This window comes from Pseudomonas folii (genome assembly GCF_014357575.1).
Classification (GTDB): Bacteria; Pseudomonadota; Gammaproteobacteria; order Pseudomonadales; family Pseudomonadaceae; genus Aquipseudomonas; species Aquipseudomonas folii.
Genome location: NZ_JACONW010000043.1, coordinates 21,434 through 41,347, shown reverse-complemented (window position 1 = coordinate 41,347; position 19,914 = coordinate 21,434). Strand labels below are relative to the sequence as shown.

The window sequence follows — 19,914 nt, the reverse complement described above, 5'->3', positions numbered from 1 at the left end:
CTGAATTTAAATGCTTTTTCTGTAGGAGTGAGCTTGCTCGCGATTCGATTTCATGGTTGACGAATTTATCGCATGAACTGACGCCATCGCGAGCAAGCTCACTCCTACAGAAAAAGCATTTAAATTCAGTGGGTTATTTTATGGTTGATGAGAGGTGCTGAAGGCTGCGAAGCGGTGTGTAAGACGATGTATTCGTTGGCTGTGCGGACGTCTCGCGAACAAGTTGCTCCTACCGGTCCGAGACGATCCCATTGTTTTCGCTCTGCTTTTGCTCTGCTTTTGATTTTGATCTGAGGCGCCCCGTTAAACCACGACGGCCGGAATTCGACATTGCTGCGTGGGGCAAACCGGCAAGGATGCCGGTTTAGCCGCCTCAGGCCATGGATGGCCGGTGGCGGCGGCCCCACGCAGCAATGTCGGATTACGGGCATGCCGAGCGACAGCGAGGCACCTAGTGGTGGGGCAAGAGCCTTTTGCTTACTTTTGGGCTTCAAAAGTGAGGCGCTGTAAAAGCGCAACCGATAGTCGGCGTGACCGCAGTAACGGATATGTACACAAAAAAATCACACATGGAAAGTTGTGCAGATACGCCCATGCGTTGCTCACCGATCAGCAACCATGCGCTTCAGTCGTTCCTGAATCTTGCTTTTATAAAGCCGCGCCGGTTCTCCACCCGCCGGGCGATGGTACATGCCAGCGGCGCTGACCCAGTCTCCGGTTTGCTGGTAGTACTGACGCAGCAACAAGGCGGCGCTTTGCAGGTTATTGATCGGGTGAAGGGCATCGCAGGGCTCGCGAAACCGGGCGCGCCCGATGTAACCCCAGTTCTGCTGAGTCAGGCCGATATCCACCGCATACACACCCTGCTCGGAGATTGCCTTGAGCACCGCCCGGCAGGCCTCCTCGCGAGTTTCGAAACGCAGCGGCTTGCCTTTAACGTTCAGAGTCCAGGGCCATGGGTAATACCCTATGCGCAACTGCGTGTTGCTCTCGGTCTGCGCCACCGCATAAAGCAACTGCGCCGGGACACCCGCAGCCTCGGCCACCTGTCGGTACGCGGTTGGCGGGCCAGCCCAGGCGGGGTCGGTCGCTAATACGCCGAAGAACGCCAGCAGCGCACCTAACTGCCCCGTCCTCAATAGGTGTTCCCGCCTCATGCCGACATCTGCCGGTTGCCCCGCGAATGGGCAGCGTTTGCGACAGCACCTCCACGATCATTTAATGCGAACCCGGAAAGTCGAATATAAATGCTGATATTCATAAAGCTTCCTTGACGGTAGACAGACAAACATCGGGCATCAGTAACGGATGTCCGGCATGTTGCGCTGGTTGAGACGCTGTTGATAAATCTGCTGGCGCAGGCGCTGCTGCTCGACAATGCGACGTTGGGCATTGCGCTGCTGGTTGATTTGGTCTTGCTGTCGGCGTTGCTGAAGGTAGCGCTGCTGGGTCCGGCGGCTATCCTGTGCTTGCTGCGCGGCCTGGCATTGCGCAACGATGGTTGCTAACTGCCCACGCCATTTACTTGCACCGACGTTGTCCTGATCTGCAATCGCCTTAGCCAGGCGTTGGCTTACAGCCCTGTGGGCCTGGTAACAAGCGCTGGGGGAAGGCCATGCCGCCTGCGCCAGACAAGGTATCAACACCATGACCAGGCACAGCATGATTTTCATGATCACATCTCCACTGGTGTCACCACATATCAACCTGTGTGGTCACAGCACGCGAAAACGTTGCATGCAATCGATCAGTCGATCAGTCGATCAGGTCACGCCAGCCCGGATCGATGTCGAGCGCCAGGCCGGCACTGTGCAAGGTGTCCAGTAATTGATAGAGCGCGCTGCGATCGGCGATCGGGCACCGGGTCGGGTAGTCGCCGACCGGGTGTGGCAGGAAGAGCATTGCGGGGAAGTCATCAACCGCCAGGCCGCCTGGGCGCGGCCTGATGTCTTGCTCAAGCGGGGCGATCCCGGCGGCGTCATCATCCAGTGCGGCGAGGATCATTTCAATGCGTCCGGCCAGCTCGGCGCATGCGGGGTCATCGGGCTCCGGGCTGTCACCCAGGCTGCGTCGATAGGCAGCGTTCCAGAGCTGGGTTTCCGCATAGCTGGGCCCGCCGCAATCAAGCAATGGTGCCAGCAATAAAAGCTCGTAATCACCTGCCTTCCCGGTCGGTTCAGCCCGGGTGGTGCCCAGCGTCAAAGGTGTGCTGCCTTGCCAGAGGCTCCACTGGTCAGGGCTTTCGCGCCTGGCCAGAAGCGAAAGAATCTGATTGCCGATACCCAGGGTTTGCAAACTCTGGATACCGTTGCGCTCCCCCCCCATCGCCAGCAACTCACCCTCGTTGAGCATCTGACGCAAGCGACTGTCGCTGAGCAGAGCGGCATTCAATACAGGAGTTGCGCCCTGAGCCAAGGCAGCGGGGGACGGCAGAAGGTCAGGCTGGCTAAAACCCGTCGGGCTGTCGAGCTCCCACAACGGCCGACCATTGACCCACAATTGGGCCAGCCCCGAAGCTCTGGCCCGCACACCGAACACAATGCGACGGCGCTCGGAAAATCGCTGGAATGCATGCGCATGGGCGTCCGGCATACCGGGCCACGCAGCGTTGCCGGCTCTCTGCAAGCACTGGTCAAGGGGATCTTGAGCGGCCCTTAATGGCACCGGCGCCAAACCGGGCTGTATTTGCCGCGGACCTCCAATCTTGAAGTTCGACATGCTCACCTCTCACGCACGAAAACCTTCTGGCAGATTATCACGCAACTGCGTGCGGGCCCTCGACAGTCGGGAACGAATTGTACCGATCGGCACACCCAACACATCGGCAGCATCCTGGTAGCTGCCTTCGGTCTCGACCGTGACTTCCAGCGTATGACGCATGACGGCTGGCAGCACAGCGATGGCTTGAACGGTGCGCTCTAGGTCTCGATAACTCTCGATGTGACCGCAAATATCCAGACCTGGCTCGGCATGCGCGAGTTGCTCCTCGAACTCGATGTGCATTGGCCGACGGTAGAGCTTGCGAAAATGATTACGGATCAGGTTCAGGGCGATACCGCACAGCCAGGTTTCAGGTTTGCACTGCTGCAAAAAGCGGCTTTCGGCATTGAGGGCTTCAACGAACGTTTGCTGAAGAATGTCTTCGGCATCCTCCGGATTGATGACGCGCTTATGTATGAAGTTCTGCAATTTCTGAAGTTGTTGTTGGGTCAACTGAGCGAAGCAGGAGGTGCCGGTCCGCGTGGGCAGTAAGCTCTGGTTCATGGCGTTCATACTGAATTATTCCCTTAGGTCCTCGCCGTGAGCGCTTCACGACGATACTAAGACTCCTATAGCGAAACCTGTGCCAGCCTTTGCAAACAACTCAACCTATTGTTTTTTATGAGATTTATCTGCCACTCTGAATATTTTGTGCGCAAGCTTTTGCAAGCAGTCAGGAAAACCTTCGCAACATCTTGCAAATCTTCTTGATCACACGCGGACCTGTCTATCGCGTGGAACCGTATAGCGCCTGCGACCACACAGAGAGGGTGTTCTCCAGACGCGTAGACGGCTCATGTCCCTCAACCACATCACCCCTCTTCCGCACACCACTGTGCATACGGCGACGCCGCAGCCCGCTGCGTCACCTGTCGCAAAGACAGGGGCGACCAGCGTGCATCAGCAGGGCGAGTCTGCGCGCCTGATGCAGCAGATGAGCGCTGCACTCGCCTCTATGAGCAAGCCTTTGAGCCAGCGCGAAGTGGTTTGTGGACAGCACGCCAACAGTCAGCCGATGAGCATGCAACAGTTGCTCCAGGGAATAGGCAACCATGCGCCGACGCAGTTGAACGCCCGGTTGAACAAAATGCGCCAGCAGCTACGGCAGCAGAAATCGGTCAAGGAGATGGTCAAGGACCAAGGCGACAATCCGCTTCGGACGCACCTGCTGCTCAGCGAAATCGCTCACCAGGCAGAGGAACAAGGCAACGATGCCGAGGCCGAACAGGCCCAGGCGCAACTTGACGCACTGGATGCCGAGCACGGCGAGGAGATAAAGACCGGTCTGAGCATCACTCCAGCGCTGACCAACGCAGTGAAAGACCCGGATCTGCGCGACAACTTGCGCACTATCTATTACCAACATTTGATCAAGAACCCATCCCTGGGCAACTTCATGGAAGCAGTGTTGCATCTATGCGGTGAAAAACACTTCATAAAGGGGCTGCGGGCCCTGCAACAAGCCCTTGCCGACGACATCGCCAACCTTGCGCAGTTGCCCCAGGAGGGCAAATTGCGCTCATTGATGGAAAGCCTTGGGCGCACCACCCAGCTCAACAATCTGGTCCACGGCTGCTCGGACCTGGCCAGCCGCATGGCAGCCAAAAATCCCGCCATGACCTTGAGTGGCCTGTTGTTGATGCGTCAACTGATGCAGTTGGCCAACCAGTCCATGAACGTACGCGACACCCAGCAACTCTCGGAAAAAGTCGGTGGTCCATCGCCGACGCTGCAACTGACCTTCCTCAATGGCCTGCGTCATTTGCTTGCCGACCTGCCCAACGGCCTGTGGCGCGACGACAAGACGCGCCAGACCTCGCTGCGCAACGTCTTGCTGATCATGGACGAGCTCGGGCAAAGCGAGCGCAAGGCCCTGCCAAACCGGAGTAGCCGTTTATGAATGCCGTGCTCAATGGCTTGACCCGGGTGGCGGTAGCCGCCTCCAAGCGTTCAGAAGTCGCAGGCGCAATCATCGTCATCGGCATCGTCTTCATGTTCATCACACCCTTGCCTACGGGGCTGGTGGATGTCCTGATTGCGGTGAACATCTGCGTGTCCTGTCTGCTCATCATGCTGGCCATGCAACTGCCCAAGCCCTTGGCGTTTTCGACGTTCCCGGCGGTGCTTTTGCTGACGACCATGTTCCGCTTGGCCTTGTCGATCGCGACTACCCGGCTGATTCTGCTCGAACAGGATGCGGGGCACATCGTCGAAGCCTTCGGCAACTTCGTCGTCGGCGGCAACCTAGCGGTGGGCATGGTTATCTTCCTGATCCTGACCGTCGTGAACTTTCTGGTCATCACCAAGGGCTCCGAGCGGGTTGCGGAAGTGGGCGCGCGCTTCACTCTTGACGCCATGCCCGGCAAACAGATGTCCATCGACAGCGATCTGCGCGCCGGGCTCATCAGCGTCGATCAGGCCCGCCAGCGTCGAGCGGATCTGGGCAAGGAAAGCCAGCTGTTCGGCGCCATGGACGGCGCGATGAAGTTCGTCAACGGCGACGCCATCGCAGGCCTGATCATCGTCGCGATCAACCTGATTGGTGGCATCTCGATTGGTGTGGTGCAGCACGACATGAGCGCTGGCGACGCCATGCACCTTTATTCAGTACTGACGATTGGCGACGGCCTGATCGCGCAAATTCCGGCGCTGCTGATCTCGGTGACCGCCGGCATGATCATCACCCGTGTACCCAATGAGGAAAGCGACGAAAACTCCAACATCGGCGGCGACATTGCCAAGCAATTGGGCGCGCAACCGAAATCACTGGTCATTGCGGCAGTGGCGATGCTCGGGTTCGCGGCACTGCCAGGCATGCCGACCATGGTGTTCGTCATCATTTCCATCCTTGTCGGCACACTGGGCGTGTGCCTGATGCGCAGCCGCACCCCCAAGGCTCAGGCCGTCGCTGCCTACGTCCCGCCGGAACAGAATGGTGACCGGGACATCCGTGAGTTCTTCCCCTGCCGCACCTTCCTGCTGCAGTTCAATCCAGGCCAGGACCAGACGGAAATCATGGCGTTGATCAGCCAGGTACGTCAGCGCCGCAACCAACTCGTGGCGCAGTTCGGCATCACCCTGCCCTCTTTCGACATCGAGTACGCCGGCCATCTGCCTGCTGACGAGTTCCGCTTTCTGGTTTACGAGGTGCCTGCGATCAAAGCCACCTTCACCCAGGATTTTCTGGCGGTAGAACGACAACTGCTGGCTGCAGAGCCGATCAACGCTCATCCCGGCCTTGTTGCACGCGAAGAGGCCGACTTGCTGTGGATACCGGCCGATGATCCCACACTGCAAGAGCCAGGGTTGCACCCCAGCACCTCAAGCCAACTGATCGTCGAACGCATGTTCCGCGCCATGCAAGCCTGCGGCCCACAATTCATCGGGTTGCAAGAAAGCAAGGCGATCCTCAGTTGGCTGGAGCGCGATCAGCCGGAACTCGCTCAAGAGATGCAGCGGGTCCTTCCTCTCGCACGCTTCTCGGCAGTGTTGCAACGCCTTGCCAGCGAATGCGTGCCGCTGCGCGCTATCCGTCTGATTGCCGAAGCTCTGATTGAGCACGGCCAGCACGAGCGTGAAATCGGTGCCCTGACCGACTACGTGCGCATCGCGCTCAAGTCGCTGATCTTCCACCAGTACTGCGGTCCGGAAGGCTTGCAGGTCTGGCTGCTGTCACCGGAAAGCGAGCACTTGATGCGTGACAGTCAGCGCCAGACCCAGAACGAAACCTTTTTCGCCCTGCCCGCCGAAGCCAGCCAGCAGTTGGTCGATCAATTGCGCCAGGCCTTCCCGCGTCGCTCCAGAGCGATGGCGGTGTTGCTGGTTGCGCAGGATCTGCGCAGCCCGTTGCGCACGTTATTACAGGATGAATTTCATGAAATTCCCGTGCTGTCTTTCGCTGAGCTCAACAGCACTGCGCAGGTCAAGGTGCTCGGCCGCCTGGACCTGGACGACCAACTGCAAACCATCGCCGACGAAAACGCGGCATGAGTCTGCCTACCCGTTCGAGGAGTGAGTGATGATGTACGAACTACGCGTATTGAACGGCTTGCACCGCGGTGCGGCCTTGCCGCTGATTGGCGACCACTGGCTGGTCGGGAGCGACGAGCAGCACGATCTACTGCTGCAGGACCCGGGCATTGCCCGACGCCATTGTCGCTTGACCTGCGACGGTGAAACCTGGCGCCTGGAGGCCGAAGACGGCTCGCTGTTCGACGAACAGGGTCAGCCCTGCGACTGCCTGAATGCGCTGGCCGCCGAACAGACGTTCCAGCTGGGCACTGTGCAATTGAGCATCATGCCCAGCTCGGCGCAGTGGCCAGCGGTGGTCGAACCCAAGCCATCCGGCGCATCCGCCCAGTCAGGCTTCAGCGAATCCACCGCCGAATCTCAGGCCCCACCTGCGCCGTCACAGCCCGCCAAACGTCCGGCGCTGCACAAACGTCTGGCCATTGCCGGGATCGTGGTGACACTGGCGGGCAGTGCCTGGGCATTGACCACACCGGGGCCCGTGAGCCCTTCGCGCCCGGCCACGCAACCCCGGGAGCCAGCCGCCCTGAGCGCCAAAGCCACTGCCGAAAAGCTGCAAATCATGTTGCGCGAGCGCGAACTGCGCGATGCGGTCAGCGTAAATACCAGCGCCGAGGGCATCGTGCTCAAAGGGTCGTTAACGCCTGAACAACTGGCGCTGTACAAACGCATGCTGGAACGCTTCGGCAAACAGCAGAAAAGCGAAGTGGCAGTGCTCGATCAGGTCAAGCCGTTCGGTCGCAAACTGCCTTTCGAGATTGTTCAGATCGCCAGTGGCAAGCGCGCCCACGTGGTGCTGGCTGACAACCGCCGGTTATTTCTGGGCGACGAAGTGGATGGCCTGCGCCTGACCAAAATCGACAAGGACCACGTCGAGTTCGACGGCGACGAGCACTATGAGGTGAAATGGTGAGCGCAGCGCTGGCCGAAACCATCCCATTGGCTGAGTGGGCTGACGCCTATAGGGCGCGCCTGAACACACTCTCGCCGGTGGCGGTCAGTGGACGGGTCAGTGCAGTCAACGGCATCCTGCTCGAATGCCAGGTCCCGTCGGTACGCATAGGCGACCTGTGCCGTGTTTATAAAACCGGTGGCGAGGCGATGCTGGCGGAGATTGTCGGTTTCACCGAGGACTGCACGCTGCTCAGCGCTCTGGGTACACCAGAGGGCATCGAGCAAGGCGCACGGATCGAGCCGCTGGGGGTTGTCCACTCGGTGAGCGTCGATGACAGCCTGCTCGGCAGCGTGCTGGACGGTTTTGGACGACGTCTGGACGGCCAGGGCGATGGTGCGTTTGCCCTGCCCGGCGACCATCGCCCGACCCAGCCGGTGATTTGCGACGCCATTCCACCCACCCAGCGGCCCCGTATCGTCGACGCAATGCCCACCGGCCTGCGGGCCATCGACGCGGCCATTACGCTGGGTGAAGGTCAGCGAGTCGGGCTGTTCGCCGGTGCTGGCTGCGGCAAGACCACACTGCTCGCAGAGCTGGCCCGCAACATGCCGTGCGACGTGATCGTATTTGGCCTGATCGGCGAGCGGGGTCGTGAGCTGCGCGAGTTTCTCGATCACGAACTGGACGACGAACTGCGTGCGCGTTCGGTACTGGTCTGCGCCACCTCGGACCGTTCGAGCATGGAGCGCGCCCGCGCCGCCTTCACCACCACGGCCATTGCCGAGGCCTACCGGCAACAAGGCAAGCGCGTGCTGCTGCTCATCGATTCGCTGACCCGCTTTGCCCGGGCCCAGCGCGAGATCGGCATTGCTGCGGGCGAACCCTTGGGACGCGGCGGCCTGCCGCCTTCGGTCTATACCCTGCTGCCGCGTCTGGTGGAGCGCGCCGGGCGCAGCGAACAAGGCTCAATCACCGCGATCTATACCGTTCTGATCGAACAGGACTCGATGAATGACCCGGTGGCGGACGAAGTCCGTTCGCTGATCGACGGCCACATCGTGATGTCGCGCAAGCTCGCCGAGCGCGGCCATTATCCGGCCATTGACGTGCAGGCCAGCCTCAGCCGTATCACCAGCAGCGTGACCGACAAGCAACATCAGCGCGGCAATATCACCCTGCGCCGCCTATTGGCGGCCTATCAGCAAGTGGAAATGCTCCTGCGTCTGGGCGAGTACACCCCCGGCAACGATGCAATGACTGACTGCGCCGTGCAGTTGCACGACCAGATCAATGAGTTTTTGCAACAGGACCTGCGCGAACCGCTGGATCTGCAAGACACCCTTGAACAACTTTATGCGTTGACAGCCCATGCGCCGTAGGCCGGCTGTTGAAGAAGCCGCACCGGATGCCGACCCGCAGCGCGATGCGCTGGTCGAGGTGGTGACCCTGCTCTCGCCGCTGCGCGAATTGCGCAAGCACAGCCTGGAGCGCCGTTGCCGCGAAGCCCGGCAGGAAGCCGAGCAGATGCAGGCGGCGATAGAACAGGCTGATGAAGACTGCGCTGAAGACCTGCGCCAGCAAAAGCAGGCACGCAAAGCGTTGGCGTTGCAGTGTGAGGGCCAGGTCATGAGCCTCAACGCTATCCAGCAGTGGCATCAGCGAGAGCAACAACTCATGGACCGGCAAACCGAGCTGCGCGTCCACGTCCAGCGCCTGAATCTTGAACTTGACGCCCAGCACGTGCGTGTCAGCGAAGCCCAGGCTCAATTGCGCGCCAGCCAGCGCGCCCTGGAAAAACTGGCCTGCCTGCGCGAAACCCTGGCTCTGCCAAAGGAGACGACATGAATCTCAGCAGCCCTGCACACGCTATTCTCGATCATCGCGCGCCTGCCAAGCCGGAACGGCAAGAGCCGCAGCGCGATGCACCTCGCGACAGACAGCAGCCACAAAGTGCTGCTGCGCGCCCGCAAGGCCGTGGCCCCAACGAGCTTGATCGGCCTCGAGAGACGTCGGGGCGAGACAGCGGCAAAGCCCGACATGGCGATTCCGAACGTATGGCCGACGGGCTGTTTTTTCAGCAACTCCTGGCGCCATTGGGCGGCATGGGTGGCCAGGGACAAGGCGGTTCACGTGGCCAGTCGTTCGCAGGCCAGGCTGATGGCATGGGTAGCGCAGGTTTCGCCGCCTGGAACCAGTTGGTCGATGACCTGGCCGGACGGCTGCCCGCTGGCACCGGCCAGTCACTGCAAGCCACGCTGTTCATGCCGAACCTGGGCCGCATCGGCCTGAATGCGCGTAATCGTTCGCCACGCGGCTGGGACATTGATCTGGATTGCGCAGAAGCGCATGCCGCCGAGCATTTACGCCAGAACCACCCGCGCTGCCAGGACGATCTGAGCCGAGCGCTGTGTCAACCCGTCAACCTCAGCGTGCGTCACCGGGGGTGCGCATGAATGCCCAGGTGCTGCCACTGCGGCAGGTCAGCCATGTTCAGGCCCGCCTGTCTCGACAATTGGCTGGCGAGCCATGGATGACATTCAACGTAGAGGGCCAGGCGGGCCGACTGACGCTCAAGGCCAGCCGCCGTGCGCCTGTCGCCGCTGAGCTGAACTGCTTCGACAGCGCATTAGGGACGCTTGGGCTCAGCGATGCTCAGCCGGTACTTAATGCCTGGTCGAGCTGCCCGGGATTTGCCGGGGTTGCAAGTACGGACGCAGACGACGGCTGGCTGTGGCCGCTCTACAACGCCGGGCTGGCGGCAGAACTGGCCGCCGTCCTGGGCACACTGAAACCACTGCCAGCCTCTGAACCAGCGCAAGCCGATTGGGTGTACTGCGAGATGACCCTGCAATTGAGTCAGGGCCGCGTCGACAGTGTGCTCGCAGTCTCTGCCCCGGCGCTCGCCGATTGGCTCGACCAGCCCACATGGAACGCAAATCCACCACGGGACCACTCAGGGTTAACGCTTGCTTTTGCGCTGCGTCTGGGCAGCCTGAGTCTACCCCGGCACACGCTCGAAACCTTGCGACCTGGTGACGTGCTGTGCCCTACCGAGGCTGACTTCGACACCGCAGGCTTTGGGGTATTGACCCTGGGACAGCGCCGTCTTCAGGTACGTGTTTGCGAACAGCCCGAACGGTTGCAACTGGAAGTTCTGGAAATCGAGGAGACGACGGTGGCAGACCGTGATGAGCTTGACGAACCGATTGCCGAGTACACCGACCCTTGGGCGGATGAAGACGCTCATGCTGATGAGCTAGATGCCGAAAGTGCCTACGCAGAAGAGGCTGACGCAGATCAGTACTACACCGAGCCTGCCGGGCAGCTTGAAGACGAAGACGACTACAACGATCAGGCCGATCAGGCCCCTCAGTCGCCAGCACGCCCTACCGAAGCGTTCGCCGACCTGGCGATGCCGCTGACGTTGCGTTGCGGCCAGATACGCCTGACCCTCGGCGAACTCGCCGCCCTGGCACCCGGCGCGATCCTTGAGGTACCCGGCGTGACGCCAGGGCTGGCCGGTCTCTACTACGGTGAACGACGGCTGGCGCAGGGTGAACTGGTGGATGTGGAAGGCCGCCTCGGCTTGCAGATTACTCAGCTGGATGAGCGCGGATGACGCTCAATGACACGAATCCAATCATGCTGGCGCTGTTTCTTGGCGCATTGTCCCTGCTGCCATTCCTCCTGGTGGTGTGCACGTCCTTCCTGAAAATCGCTTCCGTACTGCTCATTACCCGCAATGCCATTGGCGTGCAGCAAGTGCCGCCGAACATGGCGCTCTATGGTATTGCTCTTGCCGCCACGCTGTTCGTCATGGCACCGGTGTTTTCAGAAATCGCCACCATTGCCCAAGAGCATCCGCTGCAACTGAATGACACCAAAGGCCTGGGTAAAAGCGCACAGGCGCTGCTCGCCCCTCTTCAAGCGTTCATGAGCCACAACGTAGAGCCCGACGTGCTGACTCACTTGCACGAAAACGCCCTGCGCATGTGGCCCAAGGCAATGGCGGACGCCGCCAGCCGCGAAGACCTGTTGCTGTTGATCCCGGCCTTCGTGCTGTCGGAACTGCAAGCGGCGTTTGAAATCGGCTTTCTGATCTATATCCCTTTCATCGTCATTGACCTGATCGTCTCCAACCTGCTGCTCGCGTTGGGTATGCAAATGGTTTCGCCGATGACCATTTCCTTACCCTTGAAAATCCTGCTCTTCGTGCTGGTCAGCGGTTGGACGCGCTTGCTCGACAGCCTCTTCTACTCCTATATGTGAGGTCGCGATGGAAGCCTTGAACCTGTTCAAACAGGGCATGATCCTGGTGGTGCTGTTGACTGCACCGCCGCTGATTGTGGCGGTCGCGGTCGGCGTGCTGACGTCACTGGTCCAGGCACTGATGCAGGTCCAGGATCAGACCTTACCGTTCGGCCTCAAATTGCTCGCAGTAGGTGTAACCCTGGCGATGACCGGCCGCTGGATTGGCGTAGAGCTGATTCAACTGACCAACATGGCGTTCAACATGATTGCCCAGACCGGTAAGGGCTGAGCATGTTCGACGCCCAGTTCGCCTACGAGCTGCTCAACGGCATCGCCTTGTCCATGGCCCGCCTCTACCCCTGCATGTTTCTGGTGCCTGCGTTTCTGTTCAAGCACCTCAAAGGCCTGCCGCGCTATGCCGTACTGACGGCACTGGCGCTGATCCCTGCTCCGGGCATCGGCCAGGAGCTTAGTCGGTTGGGCAAATCATGGTCGGACATCTTCTTTCTGATTTTCAAGGAAATGATACTGGGCACCCTGATGGGCCTGGTGCTTTATCTTCCGTTCTTTTTATTCAGCGCGGTGGGTGTGTTACTCGACAACCAGCGTGGCGCACTGACCGGCGGCCAGCTCAACCCGGCGCTGGGCGCTGATGTCACGCCGTTATCGCATCTGTTCGAAGAAACCATGATCATGCTGTTGATGATCATTGGCGGGTTGCCGCTGCTGATGCAGGTGATCTGGGACAGCTATCAGATCTGGCCCGCAACGAGTTGGTGGCCAGCGTTGCAAGCTCAAGGCTTCGATGTATACCTGGGAATCCTGCAGGATACCTTCACCCATTTACTGCTGTATTCGGCACCGTTTATTGCCTTGTTGCTGATGGTCGAAGCAGCGATGGCGTTGATCGGTATCTACAGCCCCCAACTGAACGTGTTTATCCTCGCGATGCCGGCCAAGTGCGTGATCGGCCTTGCATTCCTGGTGATTTACTTGCCGACCCTGATGGACCTGGGTATCGAACGCCTTGATCTCCTAAAGGACGTACGACACACCCTGCTGCTGATGGTCCCCGGCCCTCGCGAACCGACGCCATGAGCGAGAAGAATCAGGACGCCACGCCCAAGCAGATTCGCGATGCACGCAAGCGCGGGCAAGTGGCGCAGAGCCAGGATCTGCCCAAGCTGCTGATCCTGGTGGTAGTCAGTGAAATCACCTTGGGCATGGCCGACGTCAGCATGGAAAAGTTACAGGCGCTGATCAACCTGTCGATGACGCGCATGGACCAACCCTTCCTGCGCACCGTGGGTGAAGTGGTCACTCAGGGCGTGTGGCTGGTGGCCGCTTTTGCTGCATTGAGCGTCGGCGTCGCCATGCTTATGCGGCTGGTCGGAAGCTGGATGCAATTCGGCTTCCTGTTCGCCCCCGAAGCGCTCAAGCCGACCATGGAAAAGCTAAACCCCTTCAGCCACCTCAAGCAAATGTTCACCATGCGCAGCCTGGTCACGTCGCTGTCCGGCGTGGTCAAGGCTGCGATCATTGCAACCGTCATGTGGTTTATCGTCGAGCCCGCTCTGGGCACGCTGGTCAGCCTGGTGCACACCGACCTGGTGACGTTCTGGCACGCGCTGTCGACGCTGTTCCATCGGATTTTGCGGGTGACCTGCGGGCTATTGCTGGCACTCGCTGTGGCGGACTTTGCCATTCAGAAGTATTTCCACGCCAAGCAACTGCGTATGAGCATGGAAGACATCAAGCAGGAATACAAAAACTCCGAGGGCAACCCGGAGGTCAAGGGCCACCGCCGCCAACTCGCCCACGAATTGCTCAATCAGGCACCCAAGGCCCCGCCCAAACCGGTCAAGGATGCCGACGTTTTAATCGTCAACCCGACCCACTATGCGGTTGCCCTGTATTACAAGCCTGGCAAAACAGCCCTGCCGCGTATCCATTGCAAACATCTGGATGCCGGCGCCCTGGCGCTGATCGAGGAAGCAAAGCGCGAACGCATTCCGGTGGTCCAGTGCGTGTGGCTCGCCCGTGTTCTGTATCGCGTGCCCGAAGGGCGCTTTATCCCGCGGGACACACTGCAGGCAGTGGCGCAGATCTACGGCGTGATCAAACAACTGGACGACGAAGCCAAGCGTGAAGTCATCCTGGCGAACGATATCGACATGCTCTGACCACCAATGCCGTCGGCGTTGAAAAGCCTTTTCAGAGCCTTTGGAACCGTTTCAGGACGATAGACCACACACCAGTAACAGCCCTGAGACGAGCATTCACGGAATGATTAACTCACTACTATCGCGCCTGCATGGCCAATCCCAGAACGTCCAGCAGCCCCCTGCCGCACCACCGCTGCACAGTCAGAACAAGGCCCCGAAACTCAATCAGCTTCGTGATCGCCCATCCCATGTTGGTGTGGCGAATTCGCTGATCAAAGCGGGCAGCAAAGTCACCGGCATGTTTCGCGCCCGTCAGCGTGACGTCGGCAAGCACGAACAACGCGAGTGGCACGACGACCTGATGCGCGTGCCACGGGACGGTAAAACCACCGACCTGCAAATGGTCAACTCCACTTCCGCGCACGCAATCACGCAAAAGCTCAATGCCGAAGGCAGCTACAAGAATATTCGCGCGATTAATCAGCATCACTTGGGCCCCGGGGTGAAGGGCTACCAGATGCAGGACCAGGACGGCCACTATCACCAGGTGCAGCAAAGCGATGCGGTGATCAGTACATTGAAGTCGTCGATGCCCCAGGGTGTCAGCACGCTGATCGCGGCAGGCAAAGGTCACCAGGCAGAAAGCAGCGGTATTTTTACCGACAAGCAAAACGTTCAGCACACGCTGCACAATCGCACCCTGTACACCTTCGACAAAACAGCGCAACGCTGGAGCCCTGCAAAACCTGCGCAAGACAACATCTCGCGTTTGTCGCTGGATCAGCGCGGCGAGATGATTCTGTATAAACACAAGGACGACATACGCGACCACAGCGCGATCGATAGCCATGAAGTCCAGTTAAAGCGTAGCGGCAAGATTCACCTGACCGAAGGCACTGATCGCGAAAAAGGCGTCGAACTCAGCCTGCTCAAGCACGATGGAACCCCTATCGATGTCCAGCGTGTCGGGTTGCTCAAGCCCAGCCACACCCACGGCAGCCCGACGCTGTTTGTACTGGACAATGACGGTGGGCTTCATCACAAGCTGCTTAACGATGACTGGCAGTCGAAAGACACGATGTCGTTGCAGGCTGTGAAACCAAGCCTGAATCAGGCGATCGGCGCCGAGGCCGCCGACAAGGCGGCAATCGAGGGCTTCATCGCAGACGCCGGTACGCTCAAGGCGGTGATACGTGACGGCGTAGGCTTGCGCCACAGTGCGCCGCTCATTCAGCCGATGACTACCTCGAATAAAGATGAACCCACCCAATGCAGAATGGGTCCCGGCTGGCGGCTGAGCGAGCAGATGCATCTGGTCAACCAGAACGGCCTGCCAGAACGTATCGGCGTCGATGACACGCAAGTCCGCCTCCACGGCGGCGCTGCGCTGGGTCTGAATAAAAACCGAGACCTGTGCGGCTGGAACGAAACCACCCAGAGCTGGGACAAGCTCCATGTCAAGGGCGTTACTCAACTGGTGCGCGGCCTCGACGACAAGCCGTATGTGATTCAAGACGGTAAACCCAAGGTTGTGGACGCCAGCTTCGCGCAACCCAAACTGAAGCTGGGCAACGGCGAACCGGTGGCATTGGGTCGCTCGACCGCAGCGGAGGTGGGGCGAACGTTGAGCGAAGAGAAGGTCAGCCATTGCGCAGTGCTCGACGACAAGAATTTTGCCCTGCTCACCGAATCGGCCCCGGCGAAGCTCAAAGCCAGCATCGACGGGCTGAATGTCGACATCCCGCTCCCGCGTGATGCGCAAGGCAAAGAACTGGCCGTCACCAGCGTGGCGCTTGATCAGTCTCGTCATCTGTACGTGACGGCAGGCGGCAATCTGTACCGGCTGCCCCACGATCAGTGGACCCAGAGCCATCACGGCGAGACCGCTGCGTGGAAGCCAGCCGGGCTGCAAACCAAGGCACCTTCGGCGCCTGCCGCGGCTGCGGTTGCTGCTCCTGCACCGGCCCCTGTTTCGGCGACGGCGACGGCCATTGCCATGGCGACTACCGCGGCGACAGCTTCTGCTACGCCGGGTGCTCCTGGTACGCCGCCAACATCACGGATCGGAAATCCAATTTCGCCAGGCATCACCGACCCATCCAGAAAAGACGGCGCAGACGTGCTTTTGGACCAGGTCAAAACGGCTCTTGCGCCCGGTATTTCCCTGAGCGCTGCAGACTTGTCCAGCGCGACTGTAAGTATCGGCAAAGTCGAGATGGGGCCAAACAAACGCCCGGTGATCGAAGCCACGCTGTCGCCTCCACGCACGACAGATGCCAACGGCCAGACGGTTCAGCCCGAGCCGTCCAACCATTCGCTGGAATTGTCCTACGGTCGCCTCGGCGAAATAGTGCTGCGCCCGGCCAAGGCTCAGGCCAATCCAACGGCCAACAGCCAGATGGAAAGCATGCAGGCGCGCAATCACAAGACAGCCAAAATCGGCAACGCCAACGGCTCGGCGACCACCACCATGTTTGGTTCGACCACCGATAATGTGCGTACCGGTGGCGCGAAAAACATCTTCAAGACCGCTGCCGAAGGGTTTCGCAAGATGGGCGAGTCCTATCAACACCACTTCCATCCGCTGGAAACCCCCAAGGCAAATGCCAAAGAACTCAAACAAGCATTCAACTCAGGCGAGAACATCAAGCAGAAGCTGCAGGCTGCGGGCCACCATGCCTTGACCCCTGGCCCGCGCAGCCGTTCGGGCATGAGTCCGATCTATCAGGAGTCGCTGCGACTGTATAAGCGTTTCGATAGCACTAATACCAAGGCCAATACCAACAACACCAACACCACTACCACTACCACTACCAACATCAATAGCGCCGCCAGGCCGATGCTGGAGGCAGGGATAGCGCTGCTGGAAAGCAAGGCTGTACCAAAAACCCGCGCAGACCAGGAAAAAGCGCAACTGCATACCGGCCTCGAAACACTGCACAAAGACATCGAGGACAGCAGCTACCAGGCAATCGTCCGCTTGGGCCAGATTCACAAACTGCTCGATGAGCGCGGTAAAGCCCTGAAACCTGGGGTATCCAACGCCACGGCCCCGGGCACAGGCACAGTCAAGGCCACCGGCGCAGTCAAAGTCATGCAGGATGCCTTGCTCGACAGCGGACTCAGCCTCACCAGCAAGGCGCAGACCAAACTCGAAGAGTTGATCCAGCTAGGCCTGAAGCTGCCAGTCCGCCAACTGGAACCGGGCTACGACAACACAGGCCGCAACGAAAGCAAGAGCAGCCTGCTGGAGGATCGTGTGCTGCTCGATGCCCAGACGCTTCTTCAGGTGCGCGATCTTTTGGGGCGAGTGCACAGTCAACAAGGCCAGACCCAGATCGTAAACAGCGAAAATGTCGGGCCTGGCAAGAGCACCACGCTGGATCAGTTACAAGGCCTGCGCATGGCCTATGAAAACAGCGACATCAAACTGTTCAGCGACAACGGCATCGTCAGCCACCGCCAACTTGAGAAGCTGCACCAGGCTCGCGACACTGTAGCCCGGGAGCTTACCGGTCGGCATGGCCTGAATTACAACACCACGCGCTCGTTCTCCGAAGATCTGCGCGCCATCGGCGACCATTTCGGCAACCTGCAGGTGGGCGACGCGACCTCACTGCTGCGCAGCAAGGGTGCGACCTTTACATCACCTGCGATGTTCGTCCCGCTAACCCCGGATGGCGGCGGAATTTACGTCAACTTCGGCATTGGGCGCGAACATGGGATCAGCCTGGAAACCGAAGGCGGTGAAGATGCGACGACACTGGGCCTGAAAAACAGCCGTAGCAGAAACGAGTTCCTGAACGTCGGCTACTACCACGCCCCGTCGGCGGTTTTCTCACGCTTGTTCAGCTCCGAGCCGAAGGGCAATCCGAGCAGTGCCGGCGAATTGTACAGTGCCGACGCCAGTTTCAAACTGACTCAAAGCCGCGCAATAGCAGGCTGGTTGACTGCCAGCAATGCAAGCATGGCCAACGTCATGGAGAACCTGCTGGATCCCAGTGCTTCATTGGCCGACCTGTATCGCCTGGGCAAGGACAAAGGCGGCTCGGTGGAAAAAAGCAAAGTTAACCAAGGGTCAATAGGCGTCGGTAGCGGCGTCGATCTGGGACGCCTGAACCTGGGCGGTACGATGCTGCGCAACGAAAGCGGTGGAGTATGGAACGCCTTCCTGCGCGCTACTGCCGGGATCAACGCAGAAGCCACGTTGGTGAGCTATTCCAACACCAAGGTCACCACCCACAAAGGCGAAGGGCAAGATGCTAAAGCTGTAAAACGCGCCTTCGAGGCACTGCCCTCCGCCAGCGCAGGCGCCTATGCCCGAGTCGGGCTGGCTACCAACGGTAACGTTCACCCTGACCAGACGGCCAACAACATGGGCGTGAATAATCATATTCTGGTCGGCCAGACCGTGCTGCCTGATGCTCTCAGCGTCAGCTTTGCGCTGGACCGGGCCAAAAACGACAAATTCACCCTCAACTTCAAGCCCGGCAAGGCAGTGACCACGCCTCAGTTGCACGACGTGGAAAAGTCGTTGGGCAAGGTGCTCAAAGACAAAGAGATTGCCAAGGCACTGGCAGAGCGAAAAGCCCTGCTGACCGAACTGGAACGCTGCGCACCCGCGCCAACGCCGGCCTCGGCGACCCTGCCCTCAAGCCCTCTGGGAGGCCGCGCGTTACCGCCAGCCGTGCCACCGCGGCCAGCGCGAGAGCGCGTGGCTAACTTGAGCACGCTGTTACCGCGTCTGAATAACAGCATGCCCAAAAATAATGAGGTCGACGCGTTGCAGAAGGCCATCGCCAGCCTGCCTGCAGCGCCGACCCAGGAGCAGCGCAACAAAGTACTCAACGACGCTCGAACCCTGGCTGTCGCAATGAAAGCCGATATCAAGGCGACGGAGAACTCCAAACTGCTGGAAAAAGCCAGTAAAGCCATTGATGCAGGCGAGAAAGTCGAAAATCCGGAAGGCCATCTGGCGGCACTAAAGGCCGTGGTCGACCATCTCGACAATCTGCCTCACGACAACGAGACGCTGCAAGAGCTGCGTTACAGCGTCCAGCAACTGGTCAAGAACAACGACCTGTCCAAGAGCGGCGGACGCCTGCTGGCCTCTGGCGAACACAAGTTCACCAACACAGGATTGCAACTGCGCAAAGGTGGTCTGGTCGGTGACTCAGCCCCTTGGCGCGACAGGACCTCAACCCAGAACGCTAACGCCATCGCCACCTTCATCAACAAGAGCCCCGTGCTTCAGGAAATGGCCCGCCGTGCTGAACACTCCGGCCCTACGTCCATGGAGGTGACTCTGGAACTCAAACCCAAGGTCCTGGAAAGCATCGAGAACAGCCTGAACACACAGGACCCGAAAATTCAGAAAAAACTCGAAGACGCCTTGAGAAATGACGACAACGTGCGGATCAAGCGCTTCACCTTGCTGCGCGGTGCGACTCAGACCGACTCCAAGGCGACGCCCAGCCTGCTGCTCAGCGCCAAAAGCAGCGCATCGGTCACTGACTCGGTGGTGCTGGCATCGCTGGACCTCAAGTACAGCCAGGAAGAGGAGCACCGGCCAATCAGCATGACGCCTGGCGGTCTTCTGGTGCGGCCACTGGTGGACAAGCCAGTGCGTGATGACATGAACGCCAAGGGCTATGCCATTAAAGGTTCACGCAACAAGAAGGACCTGCACAGCGAAGAAGACGTTGGCCGGGCCAAGCCTGGAGAAACCATCGTCGAGCATTCCAGCAACAGTGCCAATACCGGCAGCGGGCCACGCAGTACGGGCGCTCTGTGATGATTAAAGGCGCCGCGCAG

General features: G+C 59.7%; 16 protein-coding genes. 12 read left to right on the top strand and 4 right to left on the bottom strand.

All coding sequences use genetic code 11. From position 1 onward, the window contains the following. Positions 1 to 602: 602 nt before the first annotated feature. The 4 genes from H8S59_RS11555 to H8S59_RS11540 form a co-directional block, all read right to left on the bottom strand. On the bottom strand, positions 603 to 1,157 hold the full coding sequence (locus tag H8S59_RS11555) for a lysozyme family protein (RefSeq protein WP_214658296.1): 555 nt from the start codon (positions 1,155 to 1,157) through the stop codon (positions 603 to 605). 141 nt (positions 1,158 to 1,298) lie between these two features. Further along, a complete protein-coding gene (locus H8S59_RS11550; protein ID WP_187521485.1) occupies positions 1,299 to 1,673 on the bottom strand; it encodes a hypothetical protein in 375 nt (124 codons plus the stop codon). Positions 1,674 to 1,755: 82 nt separating this feature from the next. Beyond that, positions 1,756 to 2,592, bottom strand: a complete 837-nt coding sequence (locus tag H8S59_RS11545; protein WP_095094648.1) for a hypothetical protein — start codon at positions 2,590 to 2,592, stop codon at positions 1,756 to 1,758. Between the two features lie 135 nt (positions 2,593 to 2,727). Then, complete coding sequence (locus H8S59_RS11540) at positions 2,728 to 3,273, bottom strand: RNA polymerase sigma factor (protein ID WP_095094650.1); 546 nt, start codon at positions 3,271 to 3,273, stop codon at positions 2,728 to 2,730. A gap of 283 nt (positions 3,274 to 3,556) precedes the next feature. Here H8S59_RS11540 and H8S59_RS11535 point away from each other — a divergent pair, with 283 nt between their 5' ends. The 12 genes from H8S59_RS11535 (at position 3,557) to H8S59_RS11480 (ending at position 19,894) form a co-directional block, all read left to right on the top strand. After that, positions 3,557 to 4,660, top strand: coding sequence for a TyeA family type III secretion system gatekeeper subunit (locus H8S59_RS11535; protein WP_187521484.1), 1,104 nt, complete (start codon positions 3,557 to 3,559; stop codon positions 4,658 to 4,660). Next, positions 4,657 to 6,750 carry a type III secretion system export apparatus subunit SctV gene (gene sctV / locus H8S59_RS11530; protein WP_095094654.1) on the top strand — a complete coding sequence of 698 codons (2,094 nt, stop codon included), beginning with the start codon at positions 4,657 to 4,659 and terminating at the stop codon, positions 6,748 to 6,750. The genes H8S59_RS11535 and sctV overlap by 4 nt, the downstream gene beginning before the upstream one ends. 28 nt (positions 6,751 to 6,778) lie before the next feature. Beyond that, the gene (locus H8S59_RS11525; RefSeq protein ID WP_187521483.1) at positions 6,779 to 7,702 is read left to right on the top strand and encodes an FHA domain-containing protein; all 924 of its coding nucleotides are present in this window, start codon (positions 6,779 to 6,781) and stop codon (positions 7,700 to 7,702) included. Continuing rightward, positions 7,696 to 9,063, top strand: coding sequence for a FliI/YscN family ATPase (locus H8S59_RS11520; RefSeq protein ID WP_187521482.1), 1,368 nt, complete (start codon positions 7,696 to 7,698; stop codon positions 9,061 to 9,063). Before H8S59_RS11525 ends, H8S59_RS11520 begins: the two co-directional genes overlap by 7 nt. Next, positions 9,053 to 9,529 carry a hypothetical protein gene (locus H8S59_RS11515; RefSeq protein ID WP_187521481.1) on the top strand — a complete coding sequence of 159 codons (477 nt, stop codon included), beginning with the start codon at positions 9,053 to 9,055 and terminating at the stop codon, positions 9,527 to 9,529. Before H8S59_RS11520 ends, H8S59_RS11515 begins: the two co-directional genes overlap by 11 nt. Then, positions 9,526 to 10,137 (top strand): type III secretion system HrpP C-terminal domain-containing protein, encoded by a 612-nt coding sequence (locus H8S59_RS11510; RefSeq protein WP_187521480.1) that lies wholly within the window; start codon positions 9,526 to 9,528, stop codon positions 10,135 to 10,137. The genes H8S59_RS11515 and H8S59_RS11510 overlap by 4 nt, the downstream gene beginning before the upstream one ends. Then, positions 10,134 to 11,303, top strand: coding sequence for a type III secretion system cytoplasmic ring protein SctQ (sctQ, locus tag H8S59_RS11505; RefSeq protein WP_141230146.1), 1,170 nt, complete (start codon positions 10,134 to 10,136; stop codon positions 11,301 to 11,303). Before H8S59_RS11510 ends, sctQ begins: the two co-directional genes overlap by 4 nt. After that, positions 11,300 to 11,953, top strand: a complete 654-nt coding sequence (gene sctR, locus H8S59_RS11500; RefSeq protein WP_095094666.1) for a type III secretion system export apparatus subunit SctR — start codon at positions 11,300 to 11,302, stop codon at positions 11,951 to 11,953. Before sctQ ends, sctR begins: the two co-directional genes overlap by 4 nt. Positions 11,954 to 11,960: 7 nt before the next feature. Beyond that, positions 11,961 to 12,224, top strand: a complete 264-nt coding sequence (gene sctS, locus H8S59_RS11495; RefSeq protein ID WP_095094667.1) for a type III secretion system export apparatus subunit SctS — start codon at positions 11,961 to 11,963, stop codon at positions 12,222 to 12,224. A gap of 2 nt (positions 12,225 to 12,226) precedes the next feature. Then, the gene (gene sctT, locus H8S59_RS11490) at positions 12,227 to 13,033 is read left to right on the top strand and encodes a type III secretion system export apparatus subunit SctT (RefSeq protein WP_095094668.1); all 807 of its coding nucleotides are present in this window, start codon (positions 12,227 to 12,229) and stop codon (positions 13,031 to 13,033) included. Then, entirely contained in the window at positions 13,030 to 14,118 is a 1,089-nt protein-coding gene (gene sctU, locus H8S59_RS11485) for a type III secretion system export apparatus subunit SctU (protein ID WP_187521479.1), read from the top strand. Before sctT ends, sctU begins: the two co-directional genes overlap by 4 nt. Positions 14,119 to 14,221: 103 nt before the next feature. After that, positions 14,222 to 19,894, top strand: coding sequence for an AvrE-family type 3 secretion system effector (locus tag H8S59_RS11480; protein ID WP_187521478.1), 5,673 nt, complete (start codon positions 14,222 to 14,224; stop codon positions 19,892 to 19,894). Positions 19,895 to 19,914: the final 20 nt, after the last annotated feature.

Excerpts from the sequence above, each read along its gene's own strand:
- H8S59_RS11555 (WP_214658296.1), bottom strand. The coding sequence starts at position 1,157 with ATGAGGCGGGAACACCTATTGAGGACGGGGCAGTTAGGTGCGCTGCTG.
- H8S59_RS11550 (WP_187521485.1), bottom strand. The coding sequence starts at position 1,673 with ATGAAAATCATGCTGTGCCTGGTCATGGTGTTGATACCTTGTCTGGCG.
- H8S59_RS11545 (WP_095094648.1), bottom strand. The coding sequence starts at position 2,592 with ATGCCGGACGCCCATGCGCATGCATTCCAGCGATTTTCCGAGCGCCGT.
- H8S59_RS11540 (WP_095094650.1), bottom strand. The coding sequence starts at position 3,273 with ATGAACGCCATGAACCAGAGCTTACTGCCCACGCGGACCGGCACCTCC.
- H8S59_RS11535 (WP_187521484.1), top strand. The coding sequence starts at position 3,557 with ATGTCCCTCAACCACATCACCCCTCTTCCGCACACCACTGTGCATACG.
- sctV (WP_095094654.1), top strand. The coding sequence starts at position 4,657 with ATGAATGCCGTGCTCAATGGCTTGACCCGGGTGGCGGTAGCCGCCTCC.
- H8S59_RS11525 (WP_187521483.1), top strand. The coding sequence starts at position 6,779 with ATGATGTACGAACTACGCGTATTGAACGGCTTGCACCGCGGTGCGGCC.
- H8S59_RS11520 (WP_187521482.1), top strand. The coding sequence starts at position 7,696 with ATGGTGAGCGCAGCGCTGGCCGAAACCATCCCATTGGCTGAGTGGGCT.
- H8S59_RS11515 (WP_187521481.1), top strand. The coding sequence starts at position 9,053 with ATGCGCCGTAGGCCGGCTGTTGAAGAAGCCGCACCGGATGCCGACCCG.
- H8S59_RS11510 (WP_187521480.1), top strand. The coding sequence starts at position 9,526 with ATGAATCTCAGCAGCCCTGCACACGCTATTCTCGATCATCGCGCGCCT.
- sctQ (WP_141230146.1), top strand. The coding sequence starts at position 10,134 with ATGAATGCCCAGGTGCTGCCACTGCGGCAGGTCAGCCATGTTCAGGCC.
- sctR (WP_095094666.1), top strand. The coding sequence starts at position 11,300 with ATGACGCTCAATGACACGAATCCAATCATGCTGGCGCTGTTTCTTGGC.
- sctS (WP_095094667.1), top strand. The coding sequence starts at position 11,961 with ATGGAAGCCTTGAACCTGTTCAAACAGGGCATGATCCTGGTGGTGCTG.
- sctT (WP_095094668.1), top strand. The coding sequence starts at position 12,227 with ATGTTCGACGCCCAGTTCGCCTACGAGCTGCTCAACGGCATCGCCTTG.
- sctU (WP_187521479.1), top strand. The coding sequence starts at position 13,030 with ATGAGCGAGAAGAATCAGGACGCCACGCCCAAGCAGATTCGCGATGCA.
- H8S59_RS11480 (WP_187521478.1), top strand. The coding sequence starts at position 14,222 with ATGATTAACTCACTACTATCGCGCCTGCATGGCCAATCCCAGAACGTC.